This is a genomic window from Alteromonas sp. DYW1 (assembly GCF_059752595.1).
Map to the genome: position 1 here is coordinate 180,050 of NZ_CM186038.1, position 19,145 is coordinate 199,194.

The 19,145-nt window shown below is 45.5% G+C and carries 16 protein-coding genes; 1 reads left to right on the forward strand and 15 read right to left on the reverse strand.

Features of this window, described 5'->3' with window-relative positions:
- Positions 1-94: 94 nt before the first annotated feature.
- From AC121Z_RS00850 to hppD, 3 genes are read right to left on the reverse strand one after another with little or no spacing between them, the layout of a single operon-like run.
- Complete coding sequence (locus AC121Z_RS00850; RefSeq protein WP_498125857.1) at positions 95-1,102, reverse strand: fumarylacetoacetate hydrolase family protein; 1,008 nt, start codon at positions 1,100-1,102, stop codon at positions 95-97.
- On the reverse strand, positions 1,099-1,647 hold the full coding sequence (locus AC121Z_RS00855; protein WP_498125859.1) for a VOC family protein: 549 nt from the start codon (positions 1,645-1,647) through the stop codon (positions 1,099-1,101). The genes AC121Z_RS00850 and AC121Z_RS00855 overlap by 4 nt, the downstream gene beginning before the upstream one ends.
- A 2-nt stretch (positions 1,648-1,649) precedes the next feature.
- Entirely contained in the window at positions 1,650-2,738 is a 1,089-nt protein-coding gene (hppD, locus tag AC121Z_RS00860; RefSeq protein WP_498125861.1) for a 4-hydroxyphenylpyruvate dioxygenase, read from the reverse strand.
- 57 nt (positions 2,739-2,795) lie between these two features.
- Here hppD and AC121Z_RS00865 point away from each other — a divergent pair, with 57 nt between their 5' ends.
- Entirely contained in the window at positions 2,796-3,344 is a 549-nt protein-coding gene (locus AC121Z_RS00865) for a MarR family winged helix-turn-helix transcriptional regulator (RefSeq protein ID WP_498125863.1), read from the forward strand.
- On the opposite strand, the gene AC121Z_RS00870 is transcribed toward AC121Z_RS00865, so the two are convergent.
- The 12 genes from AC121Z_RS00870 to AC121Z_RS00925 all read right to left on the reverse strand — a co-directional run bounded on the left by AC121Z_RS00870 (position 3,326) and on the right by AC121Z_RS00925 (position 18,830).
- Positions 3,326-3,742 carry an alpha/beta hydrolase gene (locus tag AC121Z_RS00870; protein ID WP_498125865.1) on the reverse strand — a complete coding sequence of 139 codons (417 nt, stop codon included), beginning with the start codon at positions 3,740-3,742 and terminating at the stop codon, positions 3,326-3,328. The two genes, AC121Z_RS00865 and AC121Z_RS00870, sit on opposite strands and share 19 nt — an antisense overlap.
- A 90-nt stretch (positions 3,743-3,832) precedes the next feature.
- Positions 3,833-4,426 carry a uracil-DNA glycosylase family protein gene (locus AC121Z_RS00875; RefSeq protein WP_498125867.1) on the reverse strand — a complete coding sequence of 198 codons (594 nt, stop codon included), beginning with the start codon at positions 4,424-4,426 and terminating at the stop codon, positions 3,833-3,835.
- A 185-nt stretch (positions 4,427-4,611) separates the two neighbouring features.
- The gene (locus AC121Z_RS00880; protein ID WP_498125869.1) at positions 4,612-7,872 is read right to left on the reverse strand and encodes a S41 family peptidase; all 3,261 of its coding nucleotides are present in this window, start codon (positions 7,870-7,872) and stop codon (positions 4,612-4,614) included.
- Between the two features lie 84 nt (positions 7,873-7,956).
- On the reverse strand, positions 7,957-8,910 hold the full coding sequence (locus tag AC121Z_RS00885; RefSeq protein ID WP_498125870.1) for a VanZ family protein: 954 nt from the start codon (positions 8,908-8,910) through the stop codon (positions 7,957-7,959).
- Positions 8,907-9,359, reverse strand: a complete 453-nt coding sequence (locus AC121Z_RS00890) for a hypothetical protein (RefSeq protein WP_498125871.1) — start codon at positions 9,357-9,359, stop codon at positions 8,907-8,909. Before AC121Z_RS00890 ends, AC121Z_RS00885 begins: the two co-directional genes overlap by 4 nt.
- 70 nt (positions 9,360-9,429) lie before the next feature.
- A complete protein-coding gene (gene nhaD / locus AC121Z_RS00895) occupies positions 9,430-10,845 on the reverse strand; it encodes a sodium:proton antiporter NhaD (protein ID WP_498125873.1) in 1,416 nt (471 codons plus the stop codon).
- 517 nt (positions 10,846-11,362) lie between these two features.
- Entirely contained in the window at positions 11,363-12,010 is a 648-nt protein-coding gene (locus AC121Z_RS00900; RefSeq protein ID WP_498125875.1) for a hypothetical protein, read from the reverse strand.
- A 124-nt stretch (positions 12,011-12,134) separates the two neighbouring features.
- Complete coding sequence (locus tag AC121Z_RS00905; RefSeq protein ID WP_498125877.1) at positions 12,135-13,568, reverse strand: serine hydrolase domain-containing protein; 1,434 nt, start codon at positions 13,566-13,568, stop codon at positions 12,135-12,137.
- 41 nt (positions 13,569-13,609) lie between these two features.
- A complete protein-coding gene (locus AC121Z_RS00910; protein ID WP_498125879.1) occupies positions 13,610-13,819 on the reverse strand; it encodes a helix-turn-helix domain-containing protein in 210 nt (69 codons plus the stop codon).
- An 11-nt stretch (positions 13,820-13,830) separates the two neighbouring features.
- The gene (locus AC121Z_RS00915; RefSeq protein WP_498125881.1) at positions 13,831-14,244 is read right to left on the reverse strand and encodes a hypothetical protein; all 414 of its coding nucleotides are present in this window, start codon (positions 14,242-14,244) and stop codon (positions 13,831-13,833) included.
- Positions 14,245-14,393: 149 nt separating this feature from the next.
- A complete protein-coding gene (locus AC121Z_RS00920) occupies positions 14,394-15,365 on the reverse strand; it encodes a serine hydrolase domain-containing protein (RefSeq protein WP_498125883.1) in 972 nt (323 codons plus the stop codon).
- 345 nt (positions 15,366-15,710) lie between these two features.
- On the reverse strand, positions 15,711-18,830 hold the full coding sequence (locus AC121Z_RS00925) for a glycoside hydrolase family 16 protein (protein ID WP_498125885.1): 3,120 nt from the start codon (positions 18,828-18,830) through the stop codon (positions 15,711-15,713).
- Between the last annotated feature and the right edge of the window lie 315 nt (positions 18,831-19,145).

Below are 19,145 nucleotides of genomic sequence, written 5' to 3' on the forward strand. Positions count from 1 at the left end.
GTCTGCACATCTGCGGCGAGCCATCATTGCGCAAAAAAATAAACCCCGCTCAACGTCAATCGACCGGGGTTTTTAGCTAGCTAGGACAGGGGCTTTATTGTTTAACGACAGTTTGCGCGATTTGTCCAAAAATGGATTGACCATCAGCATCGAACATTTCGATGGTTACATGATCACCAAATTGCATAAATGGCGTGGACGGTTTGCCATCTTGGATAGTTTCAATCATGCGAATTTCCGCAATACAACTATACCCAACGCCGCCTTCACTGACTGGCTTGCCAGGACCACCATCCAACTTATTGGAGACAGTACCAGAGCCGATAATTGTCCCCGCAGCTAATGGACGAGTTTTCGCAGCATGGGCAATCAGTTGACCAAAGTTGAAGGTCATATCAATGCCGGCGTGTGGTTTACCAAACATGCTACTATTTAAGTGCGATACTAATGGCAATTCGAGCTTACCGTTTTTCCACTTGTCACCCAATTGTGCAGGCGTTACACAGACAGGGCTAAACGCACTAGACGGCTTTGATTGGAAGAAGCCAAATCCTTTTGCCAATTCGCCCGGAATTAATCCGCGTAAAGAGACATCGTTGACGATCATAACTAAGCGGACATATTGCAGCGCGTCTTCAGCACTAACGCCCATCGGTACATCGCCAGTAATAACTGCGACTTCAGCCTCAAAGTCGATACCAAACCCTTCGTCCTGCGGCATGACAATGTCATCACGCGGTCCTAAGAAACTGTCTGAACCGCCTTGATACATCAATGGGTCGGTCCAAAAACTCTCCGGCATTTCAGCGTTACGTGCTTTACGCACGAGCTCTACGTGATTGACATATGCACTGCCATCCGCCCATTGATAGGCTCTCGGAAGAGGCGATGCGCATTGCGATTGGTCAAATGCTTCGCCTTCAATTTCACCCGATTCTAACGCGGCGAAACGTTGCACAAGTTGTGGTGCAACCTCATCCCAGTTATCTAAGGCAAATTGCAATGTTGAGGCAATACCTTGCGCTGTGGTCATCTTGGTTAGATCTGAGTTCACGATGACTAGCTGGCCATCGCGACCGGATTTAATACTCGCTAACTTCATGCTTTTGCTCCTGGAAAACCTTGTCCGTTGTGCAACCACTCCGCATGCTTCGGCGCTTTTTTGGTCTGCGACCATTCTTCCAGCATGGCAGGGGCTACGCGTTTGAGTTCTTGCATCATTTCTGGTGTATGGGTATTTGCCGCTAATTCAATACGATGCCCATTTGGATCGAAGAAATAAATCGACTTAAAGATACCGTGATCGGTTGGACCTAGCACCTTAATATCTGCAGCTTCTAAGCGCGCTTTGGCAGCGAGCAAATCGTCCATGCTTGCGACTTCAAAAGCAATGTGCTGTACCCACTCTGGGGTATTACCATCGCGCCCCATTTGTGGCGAGTTGGGTAACTCAAAAAATGCCAATACGTTACCATTGCCTGCATCTAAGAAAACGTGCATGTACGGATCTGGCGCTTGTGTAGAAGGCACGCGGTCCTCTGCAATGGCTAGTTGAAAATCCATATCGAGCATCTGTTGATAAAACTCAACGGTTTCTTTGGCATCATTGCAACGATAAGCAACATGGTGGATCCGAGACAATTGCATAATTACGCTTCCTCTTTGTTACCAACTACACCACGCGCAACCTGATCGCGCTCAATCGACTCGAATAGGGCTTTAAAATTGCCTTCGCCAAAGCCTTCGTCTTGCTTGCGCTGAATGAATTCAAAAAAGACCGGCCCCAACATCGTTTCTGAAAAGATTTGTAGCAACAGGCGAGGTTGTCCGCCTTCGGTTGTTCCGTCTAACAAGATCCCACGTGCCTGCAATTCATCGACTGGCTCGCCGTGACCCGGTAAACGCTCTTCCAGCATTTCATAATAGGTTGCAGGTGGCGCTGTCATAAACTTCATACCTTGCGCTTTTAGGCGATCCCAACAGGCAAGTAAGTCGTCACAGGCAAACGCAATGTGCTGGATACCTTCACCATTGTAGGCCATCAAGAACTCTTCGATTTGACCACCGCCGCCACCGCCAGCTTCTTCATTGAGTGGAATGCGGATCTTACCATCAGGGGCTGTCATGGCTTTAGACAACAGTCCGGTGTACTCACCTTTAATGTCGAAATAGCGGATTTCACGGAAGTTAAACAAATTGGTATAGAAATCTGCCCAATAACCCATGCGACCGCGATACACATTATGCGTTAAGTGATCCAAGGTGTGGAAACCACAACCCTCAGGGTGACGATCTACACCTTCGATCCATTCAAAATCGATATCGTAAATGGTTTCGCCTTCTTTGTAGCGGTCTATTAAGTATAAAGCGGCACCACCGATGCCCTTGATCGCAGGAAGACGAAGTTCCATTGGGCCGGTGTACAATTCAACCGGCTGGGCACCTTTGCGCAGCGCTTCGTTGTACGCAAATTGTGCGTCTTTTACGCGAAAAGCCATACCACAAGCAGATGGGCCATGCTCTTCAGCATAATAGGCGGCTGGACTGTTCTTTTCATAATTGGTGATAAAGTTAATGTCGCCTTGACGCCATAGTTCAACTTCTTTGGATTTATGCACAGCAACTTTAGTAAATCCCATAGCGGCAAAAACCGGCTCTAAAATACCTTTTTCTGGTGCTGTAAACTCGACAAATTCAAAGCCGTCGAGTCCCATTGGGTTTTCAAATAAATCTGCCATTGCAATCTTCCTCTGTTCAAACTGTTGACTATTACACTCGGATGATACGTAATAGTTGTGAATGCAACTAAATTAGTTGTCATTGCAACTAATGTCAAGTCTGAGCACTTTTTGGCCAGTGATGAGGGTAAAGAATTTATGACAATAGAACAGCGTCATCTTAGATTAGAGCGCTTCATGCCATATCGACTATCTATTTTGTCAAACAAGGTCAGTGGAATTATTGCTTCTACCTATAAAGATAAGTTTGCATTGTCGATAACCGAGTGGCGCATCATGGCGGTATTGGGTGAACATCCAGGCGTCTCTGCGGATGAGATTTCGGTCAAAACCCAGCTTGAAAAATCAATCCTTAGTCGGGCCATTAGTAAATTGCTTAAACGTAATCTCATTGAGCGCAGCATAGCCAGTGATGATCGCCGCCGATCTGAAATACGCTTATCCATTACTGGGATGACGGTGTATCGCGAGATAGTGCCGCTCTCCTATCAATACGAAACGGCGTTATTAAGTTGTTTATCCGCAAACGAGCAAAAACAACTCAGCGATATTATTGATCGGCTATATGCCCACGCAGAAACCTTGGATCATGCTGCGCCTAAGTGACTTTTAAAGTAATCATAAATGTCATGCCACAAAGGTAGAGCTGCAGCACGAAAGTAACCCATATGGCCAATTTGCTGCATGTTGATGCTTGTTGGATCTAGATCTACTCGCTCAACCGCTGCATTGATGTAATGTTTAAAGAAAGCATCTCGTGAACGTGGCATTGCCCACAAGTCATCGGTTGCAACAACCGCTTTAATCGGCATTTTGACCTGCGCGAATAGTTGATGAACCTCTGGGAAATTAGGGTCATCGAAAAAGTAATGTGGGTTTTTACACCAGCGTTTCCATTGTTGGTATACCCCAAGTGGCAGGTCTTCCCCCATACCAAGATGACTCCAAGCCAGATAGCCCTTAAACCGCGTAATCACCGGAGCAATCACGTTCCACATCAACATTACACGATACTTCTCTAACGTTGGCATCCAGCCATGCCAGCCGGAACCGACGCCCACGCAAAACAAACACTGCTGCGTTGGTTAGACAAACTATCTTAGTCGCACACGGTTGATAAGCTCACGCAGGTGGGGCAAGGTTGAGGATTGAAACCACGGGTGTTTAACAAACCATCGATTGTTGCGTCCTGATGGGTGTGGAAGGACGAATTTGGATTGTTGCGCTAGTGCCCGCCAATCTTCTATAGCCGCTGTTAGCGTTGAATACTCCGGCAGATAGAATTGTTGGGCATAGCGGCCAATGTATATAGTTAATGATGCTTGGCTGTGCGCGAGAAACTGTGGATGCCAAGTCGGCGCGCAAATTTTTATGGGTGGGGCGTCAGCCCCGTTTTTATAACCAGGGAAGCAAAAACCCATCGGTAACACGTTCACTAGCCCCTGCGCATAAAACTCTTGTTCAGTGAGACCTAACCAATCGCGCAAGCGTTTACCAGAAGCATCATTCCATGGAATTCCGCTATCGTGGGCGAGTTGCCCAGGTGCCTGACTGATCAAATTGATTGGAGCAGACGAACGGAAGCGAAAAATAGGGCGTGGCAGTTGTGGTAACGAACACTTACACAGCATGCAGCGAGTCGCTTTTTGAACTAGATGTTGCTCCGGTTCTAGATTGATTTTTGACATTCTCTTTTAATCCGTAATTTACCTGGTACGCAAACCATACCTACCCGCACGTTTGTCTGCTAAAAAAACGTTTTTCACATTGTATATTCGGATTAGTAATCGAGTAACAAGTCAGGATATGCCTTAATTGTAAAAAGTGTAAATTAAGCGGGGCTCGAATTTGAGCCCCCTGGGGTATTAGTTGACTAAAAGGCCTTCGCGGGCTCCGCTGTATCAGGTAAAGGTTTTGCCTTTAGCGCGGGTATCGGTGCATTGGCTAGCTTGGCTTGCAAATACTGGATCGCTGCCTCAAGTTGCGCATCCTTGCCGTTGAACGTGGCGTGTGGATAATTGATCACTTCAATGTCAGGCTTAACGCCACTGCCCTCGACAATCCATTCACCTTGTAATGAGAATACCGGATACTCTGCCACTCTAGCGATACCATTATCGACCAAGCGGTTGCGACCCGATAACCAGACGCCAGCACCAGCGGTTTGTTTACCAATCACAGGCCCAAGTTCAAGTGCTTTGACGCCTGCCGTAAAGGTTTCACCATCCGAATAGGTAAACTCATCCGCTAATACCACTAAATGACCACGAAAGGTTTGCTGCATGTTGGTTGATTGCTCACCATTGGTAGTCTCCCAAAACATCCATGTGCGCTTAAGTAGTTTCTCTAGGATCCAAGCATCAACATTCCCTCCGCGGTTGCGGCGTACATCGATAATTAATCCCGGTTTCTCATACTGTGCATAAAACTCTCGGGCGAAGGCTGCAATATCATTACCACCCATGGCATACAGGTGCAAATAGCCTATTGATGGGTCACTTTGTGTCACTTTGCTGGCATTACCAATGACCCAGTCTTGATAGCGTAAACGGAAATCTTGACCGGCAGTTACGGGTTGAACAATTTGGTCAAACTTCTCGGTTCCGCGCTGCAAGGTAAGCCGTACTTGTTTACCGGCTTGATTGCTAAGCGTAGCAAGCAATCCTGCAGGGGTAGTTATAGCGGTACCATTGATGTGCGTAACGATATCTCCTATCAATGCGTCTACGCCCGGTTTTTTCAATGGTGCTGCTTGCGCCGGAACTTCAGGATCATGGCGATATATATGAGTAATTTTTAGCCCCTCGGCAACGGGCGCAAACACAGCACCAAGCGCACCCGCATTCGGGCTATTAGCATCTTTTGCCAGATCCCCACCACGCACTTGCGAATGTAATGCGTTAAGCTCGGCCATCATTTGTGCAAAGACGTCGTTAAGCTCATGCCGGTCCGTCACTTTTTTGAGTAGCGGTTGGTACTTCTCACGTGTTGCTTGCCAATCCACGCCGCGCATATTGGCATCAAAGAGCGAATCACGGTGCATTAACCACGCATCGTTAAACATCTGTGTCCATTCTTGTTGCGGATCGATGTGTAACTGCCAATGTTTTGTTTGTACTTTGGCTGCTTTGGTATCGGTTGGGAAACTATCACTCGCATCGACAATAAACTGGTTCGCATTATTAGCTCCAGCTTTGCGAACTAGCATGGTTTTACCATCAAGACTGAGTTGGTAGTCTGCCACATTCTCGGTTACGGTTTTAGCGTTTGCTGCGGATTTTAAAGCTAACGCTTGCAGCTTGGGCTCTGAGCGTGGAGTTGCGCTGCGCTCTAACCAAAATAAGAAATCGTTGTTTACGCTAAGTCTAGAATAGTTTCCAGCGTTTACTGGCACTTGCCATAATCGCTCTTGCAAACCTTGCCATTGGATAGACACACTAGTTGACGAAGGATCCGTTGCTTCACCCTCGTTTGAAGCTTGAGATGTTTGATTATTTAGCTCATTAGGTGGTGCAAATACGAAGTGACTATTGCTGACTAAATCCAGCGCAAATATTTGTGTTCGCCGGTCGAAAACGGGACCCATATTACGGTCACCCCAAGGCGCTGTAGGCGTTGCAACAAACTCTCGATTCGACAAGAAATATAGCCAATTCCCATCGGCACTAAAAGCCGGAGCAAAAGACTCGTATTTATTACTGGTGACTATGGCATGCTTCATCTCGGTTACCGAGTAGAGCAAAATGGCCGTTCGCTCTTCACCCAATTGAGGGAACGTAAACGCCAGCCGTTGACTATCTGCCGACCAGGCAACATCTGAGATTTCAGATAATCCAGAACCGTTTTCTGTAATCAAGCGGTTCTCGCCGCTTGCAAGATCGAGGATCCAAACTCGGCCTTTTTTATCGTCATGGACCAGATATTTGCCATCCGGAGATGGATAGATATTCCAACGGAATACATTGCTATCGTGGGTCAGCTGGGTTGCTCTTGAAGAGCCATCACTGGCATAGCGCCAGATTTCCAGTTCACCGCTTTGATCACTGAGCGCATACACCCAATCACCATCTGCACTGATAACCGCGTTGCGCACACGGGCGGTGGCAGGGGTGGCGATTTCAATCAAACGCTGCTGGCTTGCGTGGGCGATCGCGACGCGGCCACGAGCCGTCAATGCAACGGCTTTATCGTGCCCTGTGTAGCGGGCCGAATTGAGGTATTTTAATGGTTCTTGGATCCAGCGTTCCCGTAAGTGGGGGAAGTCGGAGCGTAAACTAATGGATAAGGTGTTCACAGTATCTGTGGCTAAGTCGACCGCTTTAAAGGATGCCCCATGTTGAAATACGACCATGCCATCTCGGAGTGTTGGACTTTTGACTGCATAATCGGCAAAGAAGGTAACTTGCCTTTTTTGGCTGCCGTCCAATGCCATCCACCACAAGTTATCAATTCCACTTAAATTGCTGATAAAAAACAGACCGTTGGCTGTCACCATAGGGTTGCGTACAGATGCATTGTGGTCGCCTGTAAGCAGTTGTGCTTCAGTGTTGTTGGCTAGATTAAAGCGCCAAATCTCGCCTTGTGCACCCCCCTTGTACTGATTGGCATTGTCGCCAGACAACTGCAAGCCAAATTGAGTAAAGTAAATATAGGTACCAGAGGGATCAATTTGACCTTCTACTGCGTCAGCCAACGGAATGGTTTGCGTTTGCAGATGATCTGGATTCAGTGTTTTTAACACCCAGCTATTCGTGGGGCCAACGCGGCTATCGGTCGAATAAACGATGCCTGCATTAGTATGCCATTGATGTAATTTTACCCGGCTATTTTCAAAGGTGACGCGTTGTGCGAGGCCGCCATCAACGTCAATTACATAAACTTCACTGACACCTGCATAGTCAGCCACGAATGCCAGCTTTTTGCCATCGGGTGAAAACACCGCGCTATGCTCTTCTGTCGGATGTGAGGTTAAGCGAGTCGCATGGCCGACGGCGATAGGGGCTATCCACAAATCGCCTTCTGCGGTGAACGCAAGATGTTGATCATGCGCGGCTGGGAAGCGAAAATACCCCACAGATGCGCTGGCAACGGTAGGGATTAATAAAGCAACAATTACAAGTGTTTTCCATTTCATGAGCATACTCGGGTCGTCAATTTACGTTAATACTATGCTTTAAGCTGTGATAGTAGTTGTTTAACTTTTAGTAAGCAGAACTGTTTACGAAGAGTCTCGGTTTAATGTTATTGATTTAATCTTAAATGCCGTGCCTGGCACAGCATTTTCCAAAAAGAAATCTACTCGGTTGATTGCGGTAACATTTAGCTTGCGATGTTTAGGGGCTGATTGAATATCTGCAATAGGAATGTTCAATATTGCAGGGCCGGGAGGTAGCGACCAATGCCCATTAAAGCGCTCATCATAATGATGCACTCCTACATCGTGTTGGCGGTCAGTAATTTTAACGGTCAGTGAGATATTGGCCGAATTAGGATTTTCGATTTCAACCACTAGCGCGGAGTATTCACTCCAGTTAGCGGGGAAGTCAGTGAAAGCCACACCTGCATACCGTTTATCTTCGTTCACGGTAACGATTAATTCATTTTTCTCGATCGTTTTTTCCGCTGCAAAAGCCCGCCAGTTCACATGTTCAAAGGAATAATCAAATTCTGCAAGAATTGGTGCATTCAGCCAAAAATACCCTTGTCCGGCGGCTAATTTTATAAAGGTAGCCCGGTCAATCAGAAATATGACAGACAGACCAATAAGCGCCAAATTAGCAATCGTCTTTTCATGTTTCTCCGTCACATACAAGCGCGCACGTAGGGCGATACCCAGTCCCAAACCAATAAAATTACGGTAAATATCTATCCATTGAAATGCCCGACCGACAGCCTCTTGAATGCCCTCGATAAGCAAGCTGCCAATGAATGTTGCAAAGACAAGAATAAGTATTCTTGTACGAATGCGCGCACTAAATAAAGGTAAGAGTGCCCATCCAACAACGAAAAATACGCCAATGTGAGCACCATCATGTAACGCGTTAATAAACGGCGAACCATAACTTTCAAGGTGAATAAAAAACAACGGTGAGAAACATAGAGCTAACACAGCATAGCGAAACAATAAGGTTTGGCGCCGCGATCTAAACGCAAACCAATGGGCTATCTTCATTCGGTTTTTTCTTTACGCCGAGTTTGAATATGCTCAAGCGTAGATAACAAGAAGTACTTCGCATCAGCAATGGTTTTGAATGACAAAGGCTGAATGGGTGAGGTAACGCCACATGCCTTGCGCGCTTTATCGACTTGCGCCAACCCCACCACTGAAGGCATACAGTAGGCCTCGACGATACAACCATTTTGCATACATAACTGATAGGTTTTGGTATAGCTGGCTTCAACTTCTGGCAACGCTGCGGCATAGTCTTCAGATGAGCTTAAGTAACACCACCCATTTGCTGGGAGCAAAGGAATGGCATCTAACACCGCTTGATGAAATACCGCGGCAATTTTGGGGGTGCAGGCGCCCTTGAATTCCGCAATAAAAATTGGTCCCTCAAGAGTCACCTTGAGAGATCCATTGCGTTGTTTGATTTCAGCGATAACAGTGCATGCAGCCATAGTCGAAATAATCACATAATCAGAAAAAATAGCAAGCTATCCGAGCGCAGACTTCGTCAAATCGGGCGGTTCAAGCGTTTAGCAGGATATGTAACGCGATACTGGCTGCAAATCCTAAAGCAATAGCCCAGCTCCACTTCAAGTGGCCAATAAACGTATATTGGCCCTTGGTTTGCCCCATTAATGCGACTCCCGCCGCTGAACCGATAGATAGCAAACTACCGCCAACACCCGCGGTCAGCGATACTAATAACCATTGGTGTAACTCCATCTGAGGAGCCATAGCAAGGACTGCGAAAACCACCGGTATGTTGTCAACGACGGCGGATAAAAGCCCAACAATGATGTTTGCAATTGTGGGGTCCCATTGCTGGTAGAGCACCAACGATACCCAATGCAAATAACCAATGAACGCTAATCCACCCACGCACATAACAACACCATAAAAAAACAGCAGGGTATCCCATTCAGCCCGTGCCACCTTAGTAAAGACGTCAAAAGGAACAATATTCCCTAATCGTTCCAGTGCTTTTAAGTCATTATTTCTTTTGGCAATAGCGCGCTTTTTATTGATTGAGCGGGGTAAGCTCTTGCGCAGGTAAAAACCAAAAATCTTGAGGTAACTTAATCCGAACATCATACCTAACACTGGAGGCAGGCCTAATGCGCTGTGGCATATGACGGCCGTTAGGATAGTTAATAAGAACAAACATAATATCCGTTTTGCTCCCCGCTTCATTTTGATCGCTTCACTCTCGTGCTGTTCGGGCTGGTGATTTGAAATAAAGAAGCTCATCAGTAATGCGGGTAACAAGAAGTTAACCAGAGATGGCAAAAAGAGACTAAAAAACTGCTGGAACTCCACCCAACCTGCCTGCCAAATCATCAGGGTGGTTATGTCACCAAATGGGCTAAATACACCACCCGCATTTGCCGCGACAACAATATTTACGCAGGCCAGATTAATGAATTTCTTATTGTGCTTTGCCACGTTCATGACTATCGCGCACATCAGCATTGCGGTCGTAAGGTTGTTTGCCACAGATGAAATCGAGAAGGCAAAAATACCCGTGAGCCAGAATAACTTACGCAGACTAAAGTGTTTGGTTTCCAGCCATTCTCGCAACGCTTCAAATAGCCCTCTATCTTCCAGCGCATTTATGTAAGTCATAGAAACCAATAGGAATAATAACAGCTGGGCGTATTCCAACAAATTTTGATTAAATGCATGCTCGACTTCATCAGTCAGGTTGTGTTGACTATAAACATAACCGAGCAATAGCCAAATTAGGCCGGCAGCGACGAGCACGGGTTTGGATTTTCGTAAATGTAGAAACTCCTCACCAATAACAAACAGATAAGCTAACGTGAACAGAGCGATGGCAATGATCCCGCTCCATGCAGACGTGAGATCGATACTGCCAGTTTGAGAAGCAAAAGCTGGCACAGGAATAAGGAAAAGCATTATAAATAAGCGAGTGAGCATACAAATGATCGTTTAAAAGTTAGTTAGTAAGCTAAAAGTGAATACTGTTGGAATAACAGCTAAGTGTGTAAGGCTCAGTATGCAGGCGGGGCTCGAATAATCGCTAAGTTGCGACTAACTGTCGTGTGTGAACAATAATTCCTAAATAAATTAATGATAATAAATAGGGAGTTACTTCTTGTTGAGGAATCGAAAGTAAAGTCTTGCGAATCCTCATTCTCCCATGTGATGCTGGCTGTATCGGCCTGTATTGATAGCTCCACAAGGGGTTCAGTTGGCATCTGATCAGGAGTAATAACTAACTCTATCCAGCCCAGGATCAGAATTGCAAAGATTACATTCACTTTCACGGTTACTTATTAATCAGTCACTAGTCGAAACGTAGGAAATTATGGTGTCTGCGCCGTCAATGGAATCACAACGAGGTTATTCATCGGCGGCGAGGATAATAACAAAGAAAGCCTTAATGACTAACAGAATATTAGTTCTGAGAGTCAATTATTAGGGAACGCTTCGGTTAATTGAGCATTAGAATATTTTTTACTGGGTGCGAGAATGTAATGCGGACATCCTGGTTAAGCAAATGCTCATCGACTTTTATCCGTTGCTCATGTCCGTATCTCTCGTCAATCGTATGACCGCTGCGATCCATCATGCGCGTTGTGGCAGGCTCATCAAAGAAGATCCACAGCGTATCGAATGGCGGTGTTAACCACGTAGGCCCATGACCTAGAATTTCAGCCAGTTCATTTTGATCTTCTAACGCGATAAATAGTTCGTCGTAGCTGAGATTTTGTGGAACTGCGGAAAGTTGTAATGTCTGAAGTAGGTATATATCAGCGTCACTAATAGAGTAGTACAAATAAGAATCGCGTGCTACGTCTGCTGATAAGATGGGTAATTGTATGCGTTGTCCGTTACTTGGCTCTGCAAAGAATAGAGTTTCATCCGACGACTTTAGCCAAACCTTTACCTCAGCATTGCGATGATTAACAAAAAAGGTGTCTAAATAGGTATATTTGGAGATTAATTGATTGTTTGCAAAAACCAACGCGCGATTAATGGGGGCATAATTTAATCGTTTCCCAGAAGGCCCATTTTGCGTTAGTTGGCAACCTAAGAGCATAGCCAAAAGAGGAAGAAGTGTGCAGTAGCGAGCTTTCATAACATTCAGTGCGATTAGAAACAGAACCCAAACTACACCTTTGAAGCTGAATATAAGGTGAACCAATTATTGAAATTGAAATCGCTTTTTCAGGCGCTTCGTGTGCACAAAAATGACAAAGCGATTATCCAGTAACTGCTGATAGATAATCAAAGGTCAGAAGCGCTTCATTTTGCGCATTGAGTATAGTGAGCGTTGCTGGAGAGTTTCCGCTAAAGGTGAGTTGAATACTCTCGTTCTCAGTCGTCAAGATAAAAAAGGTTTTATCAATACGCTTCATTTTAAACCGTTGCTTTGCTGGGTTTTCAAAAATTAACTCTCCGGCAATCGTACGAATGGAAACGGTTAGCCCGTCTGTTCGGGCGACATAGTTTCCTTCGATATTTGGCAGTTGAAGATGTTCAGCGAAAGAAAGTGGTGGTTTATTTTCTGTTTGATAATCGCTGACAGGTGATATGAAATTTGGAATGAGCAGCTTTAAAAGTTGATCTCTAAGCCAAAGTACTTGGGACTCTGCAAGTCCTGCAGCGGTAACATTGGCGGAGAGAACTAAACCTGATTGGCTTTTAGGATCATAGATATATTGTGAAATAAACCCTGGCATAGAACCTTGATGAAAAGGGTAAATGCCAGAAGGGTAGTTTTCAATTCCGACACCTAGACCGTAACCTCCACTATAGTTGCTGATCTTTGTATATTGAGTCGTTAACGATTGGAGTGACGAAGTAGAGAGAGCGCTATTTTGGCTATCAGTTGAAAATATAAAGCGCAAAACTTTGGCCAATTCGGTGGTGGTGAGCCATGCTCCGCCCCCTGGAGGTGTCGCATTTACAAAATAGTCCGTGGGATAGGCAGTACCAAAGCGCATATGATATGGCCGGGCCATTTGTGAAATCATCTCAGGCGTTGGCGTAAGAAAGCCTCGATTTTTAACTCCAGCAGGTGAGAGTATGAAACTTTGTACGTAGTCCTCGAAAGTCAAGTGTGTCTTATGTTCAACAATGTCTGCTGCGATTAAAAAGCAAAGATTGCAATACTGATATTTCTCTCCAGGTTTACTCGTTAGCTGAATGGCATCATATAGTGTCGCCTTAGTTGGATAATCCTGTGGAGACCAAATCTTGGTTAACCATGCTGCTGAAGGAATCCCTGACAGGTGATTAAGTAAGTGTTTGACCTGTACTCGCTCGTTGGGATAATAGTCTAGGGCTTTAATGGGAGCATTTAGGTGCAAATTTACGGGGTCTTCAAGACTCAATTTGCCGGTATCAACTAATTGTAAGATGGCTACCGCGGTGACAATTTTAAAGTTGGAACCGATATCGTAATATGTGAGTTCTGTAGCTGGTTGAAGTGAATAAATGTCACGATATCCAATAGCGCCGGAAACAATTTCTCCATTATTAAGAAAGTAAGTGTAGGTTACTGAAGGAATGCCAGTCTTCTGTAAAAATGGCTGCAGAATCTGGTTAGCTTGACTAGATAAGCTGGCTGCCTGACTGGCTGCAGCGAATAACAAATTAAACCAAAGTAGAGTTGTTCGCACGAAAGATTTCATTTCAATTAGACCGTCAACAGATCGCAATTATTGTTTGCGGATTATTCATTATCACTTATTTTCAATATGTCGCCTGGTTCGCATTCTAAGACGCGACATATTTTTTCCAAAGTCACAAACCGGACACCTTTCACTTTGCCAGATCTCAGCTGTGATAAATTTTGCTCTGAAATTCCAATTTGAGCCGCTAAATCTTTTCCTTTAACTTTTCGCTTGGCTAGCATCACATTTAACTCTACTTCTATCGGCAAAGGGGCTCCCCCTAAATGAACTGCTTATTCTCTACTTCTAATTGATTGGCTTTTACCATTAATTCTGAGAGAACCATTAAAACAAATGAAATGAACAACGTTTTGACATCGCCCCAATTAATGATGATGGCGAGGATTCTTTCTCCAGGAGGATGATTGTAAGAGAATATTAAACCGAGTGCCATCGTATGCAGCGGCGACAGAATTACCCATATAAACAATAACCGCGCAAATTTTCTTAATGCAAAGTTAGTTTTATCGGAGAAATACACGCCACTTACAATACCAAGTATAGCGATTCGTATTTTCCAAAAAGCCGAGACTAGAATACCTGTATAAAGAATTGTGAGTATTAGACCTGCATAGACCTGGGCTAGGTTTATTGTATTCCACTGAACTTGGATTTCCTGAGTTGCATTAGACATTAAAAATGCTTGGTAATCTTCGGGGAAAAACAAACAATATAAAACTAGCAGTGCAAACGTCAGAATGAATACATTGCAGCTGTAAATGATAATCTTACACAGGTTTTGCATGATCGATGATTGGCTCCGTCAAAAAAAGTAAAAATGAACTAGTTGTTTTCTAGCTGGACGAAAAACGGCAATATGCGGAAAAAGTATAAATCAAACAGATAGGCTGTTTTATTCGAGTTATATGCGCTTCCAGTAAAAGCAGTAACAAGGTTATAGCGTGGTGTAAGAAAGACAAACTGCCCGCCATTTCCAAGAAACGCATAGGTATAAACTTCTTCATCGCCAATGCTGCCCTTGTAACGCCAGATAAGCAATCCATAGCTTTGCGCATCAACTCGTTGGTATTCTTGCAACATTGCTTGAATATACCATGCAGGAACAACCTGATTGCCGTGCCATCGGCCCTCATTGGCTACCACGAATCCAAGTTTGGCTAGACTTAACGGCGCTAAATACAAATGCCCACCACTATCTACTTTTTGATTGTTGTCATAGGTGGACCATCTCACATTGTTAATGCCTAGTGGAGCAAATAAACGACTTTGCGCAAACTCATCAACACTCATTCCAGTTGCTCCGCGCAGCACTTCTCCCAAAGCAATTACTCCAGCGGTGCAGTACACGCCGACTTCGCCAGGCTCGTTGACTTTTTTAAGGTTGAGGAATGTCGAGGTCCAATTCTTGGTCTTATAGACTCGGTCTTCTTGTCCTGGGCTTCGAGGGTTACGGTCATCGCATTGTAGACCAGAGGCCATAGTTAAAAGATCACGGATTCGGATTGCGGCAAGAACCTGATTATTTGCGGTGATGCTGTCATATTCGGCGGGCAGGTAATTGACAAAGGAGTCGTCTAAATGACCAATAAAGCCCTCATTCAACGCTATTCCAATTAGTAAAGAAGTAATTGTTTTGGTAGCAGAGCGCAAATCTTGTGGTGTTGTGGCTGTATAGTCTGCAAAGTAGTTTTCATATAAAAGGCTCTCTTGATGAACAATAAGTAGGCTGCGTATCGCGTGTTCATTTTTATCTGTATTGATGCTCGTGGTTAAGCTTGATAAAAATTCCTGCAAATCCGAATCGCCATCATATGCATAAGTAGATAGTGGCCAAGGTGTATCGACACCAAATGGTTCATACTTTGGTTCTGTACTTGAACATCCGTTCAGACAGACGAACAACAATATTGAATAAAATCTACGAATTATCATAGGAGTGTAAAAATAGGCTAAATCAATTAATAAATTAATCTAAAACATGAATATATTCAAGTTTTGCGTTTTCGCGCCCCTATCTTTTCTTGTGGTAAACCTATCGAGTCTGCTAGTTGAATGTAAAAAAAAGCCCCGAACATATGTTCAGGGCTTTGACTGCAAAAACGAACAGACGGGTTTGTAAACCGCGTTAATCCGCGCGGTTTATTGCTTTTCCATAACGAATCGCCACCACACGTTCGCACCCGATTCAATATCTACGGTCATGCGCGTATTGTCGTCATTGAACTCGACCATGTAGGTCGTAGAGCCTGTAACCGTACCGCCGTTACCCAGCTCACCATCATTGACTGCTTTAGGAATACCTAAATAACCGCCAATACCGTTAATGGTTATTGTGCCCGCATCCATATTAAGGTCCCAAGTATACTCGCCGCTGCCATCATGCGGTGCCACTGGTGCACCACATTCATCGCCAGCTACGCCTTGCCAAACCTCTAACCAGGTGTCATCACCAAGTACGTTATCGAAGCTGCCATCTTCCATAAAGATATAATCGTCATCGTAGAAGCAGGCGCGGGTTGCAACACCGGCATCATCGATTGCCCACCAGCTAATATCACCCATCGCTGGACCTACACCCAGAGAGTTGGCTTCTGGCGCAACACGCCACGTGCCGACAACTGGGCTTGCATTACCTGGATCTACCGGAGCTGGCTGCACAGTCTTCACCATACGATAGCGCCACCATACATCTGGACCCGCTTCAATGTCTAAGATAACGGTATTGTCATTTTCCCAAGTGACCAGATACTCAACATTGGGTGGCACAGATACATTCGGTAACTCGCCAGCATTGACCGCTTTGGGGATGCCCATATAACCGCCTAGGCCATCGATCAATAATGTACCGGAATCTTCAGTGTCTTCTGTGTATGTCCAGGTGTAATCACCGCCACCATCATGTGGCGCAACTGGGGCTCCACATTCTTCGCCAGCAACACCTTGCCAAGCTTCTAACCAAGTGTCGTCACCGAGTACGTTGTCGAACGTACCGTCGCGGTCAAACACATAATCGTCATCGAAGAAACATGAACGTAAAGCTACACCCGCATCATCGATAGACCACCATGAGATATCGCCGCGTGCGGGGCCAACGCCGAGGGCGCCCGCCACAGGTTCAACCTGCCACGTACCGGCAAATGTGCGCTCTGGTGCGGGCCCTGGCTCACCGAAACTTTCCAGTTTCTGCATAACAAACTGCCACCACACCCCGTCACCGGCTTCAATGGTAACAATCATGCGGTCGTTACCCACTTCTTCAATGTTGTAAGTTACATTAGGCGGTGTTGGCACATTGGGTAATTCACCACCGTTTACCGCTTTAGGGATACCGACATAAGAGCCGAAGCCATCGATAGTTAATGTGCCGGCGTCAGCATCATATACCCACGTACCCGGGGCCATGCCGTCATGAGGGGAAACAGGTGCACCGCAAGCTTCAGGATTACCGCTTTGCCACTCTTCTAGCCAGGTATCGTCACCCAAGATATTCTCGAATGAGCCGTCTTCATTAAATACATAAGTATCATCATAGAAACAGCCGCGATCAGATACACCACCGTCATCAATTGACCACCAGGAGATATCACCCGGTACTGGACCTACACCCAGTGAACCCGCTTCAGGAGCAACTGCCCAAATACCTTCCATTGCAAATGGACCTTCAATTGGCGGTGCAGGAGGAACTGGAGCAGAAATGCCACAGCCGCCCGGGCTACCACAAGACAAGGTAATATTATCGATTAAAACATCGGCAGCACCGGTAGGTTCAAATACGAACATACTTTGAATCGCACTTGTATCAAGCGGAGAGAATCCGTCACCGCGGAAGGCTATAAGATCATTGACCTTAACACTTACTGTTGTCCAAGTATCGCGCGCGAAGCTGTCTGCTTCGAGGGCTACCTGACCTAATGCTGGATAACCGCTGTCCATTTTAACGAAGAACGTGCTATCGGCATCAGCGCTTCTTACATAAATATCAAAGCGAAGCTCCCCAGCGTGTAATTCTGCAAAGTTTGGATTATTGCCCATACCGAAGAGTTGAATCGGCTCTACCGTTGGGTTGATTGAAATGTTACCGCTATTAGATGTAATCACTTCAATCACAGTACCGCGGTCACCTGCTTCTACTTCGGCAAACGTTAATGCACCGTCATTATTCCAGAATGAATTCAAAGCTAATGGACGGTCATAGGTTTCACCTGCAATAGTCCAGCTATACGTCGCCGGCTCATCAATATAAATATCGTACGATGCGGTTGCAGGGCGCAGAGGATCTGGTGTTTCTAAGTCTGGATTGACGTTAGAGTTACAGCCCTTACCGTCGGCTGTGTTGTAGCTACAACGATAAACGCGGACGTAATCAACTTCCATTTCACCGGGTAGCGCAGCATCATCAACCAGATTGCCGGTAAGGTTTCCACCTACAGCCATGTTCAGGATAAGGTGGAAGTCAGTATCAAACGGAGCACCGTCCGGCGCTAACTGATAGGTCTCAGCAGTTTCGTTGTAAAAGTAAGAATAGTAGCTATCTGAGGTGATAGTTTTGAAGTGAATATCATTTACAAAGAAACGAATTTCATTCTGTTCCCATTCAACGGCATATTCATTGAAATCGGTTGGGTCAATGCCGGCAGGGAAAGGTTCAGAAATATTTTGCTGCAATGGCCATGGGAAACCATGGAATATTGTGGAGCCTAAAAATTCAGTATCGGTCACACCCGGATTAGCGGCTTCCATGATGTCGATTTCGCCCGTTGCAGCCCAACCATCTGAGCCATAAGGCGAATCGCTTGAAAGCATCCAAAACGCACCCCAAAGACCTTGACCGCTGGTGGTCTTAATCGACGCTTCAACGCGGCCATAGGTAAAGTCTAATTTACCTTTTGTTGTAATACGTGAGGATGTGTACGGGAAACCATCCTGAACTGATTCTGCACGAGCAGTAATTTTCAATGTGCCATCAGACACCGTAGCATTTTGGTCAGTGTAATACTGTTGTTCGTTATTACCCCAACGATCCAAGCCACGATCAGAGCCATCACCCAGATCATATACCCAGTTGGCAGTATTGAGGCTATCGCCATCAAATTCGTCGCTCCATACCAACTCCCACTCTTCAGCAGGGGCGGGGAAAAACGGCTCAGTTACTGGTGAGTCCTTGGTGTCACCAACTTTATCGCCCCCACAGGATGCTATTGCAAGTCCTGTAAACGCCAGCAGTAACCCGTGTTTGAGTGTTCGTCTACGGTTAATCATTTTTATCCTCGTTTCCGATGTTTTTGCATGCAACAAAAGTAAAGATTTTGTTAATCATGCAATATATGAGGATGTAATTTAATTGTTAATACCCGAGTTCCTTATTTGCGGTCAAAAGGGACTGCATTGGGGTGAAGCGGACTGTATCTACCAGATAGCTTATCCATTGGTGTTCTAAAGCATTCAACTATTTGACCAACGACCGAAATGGCACTCATCGCCGACACTTGAGTTAATATGGTTACGCAACATCGGGCAGGTGAATAAACGCACTCAATGTTACCAGCGTGACAGACTCACTTGGCAAGTCAGTAT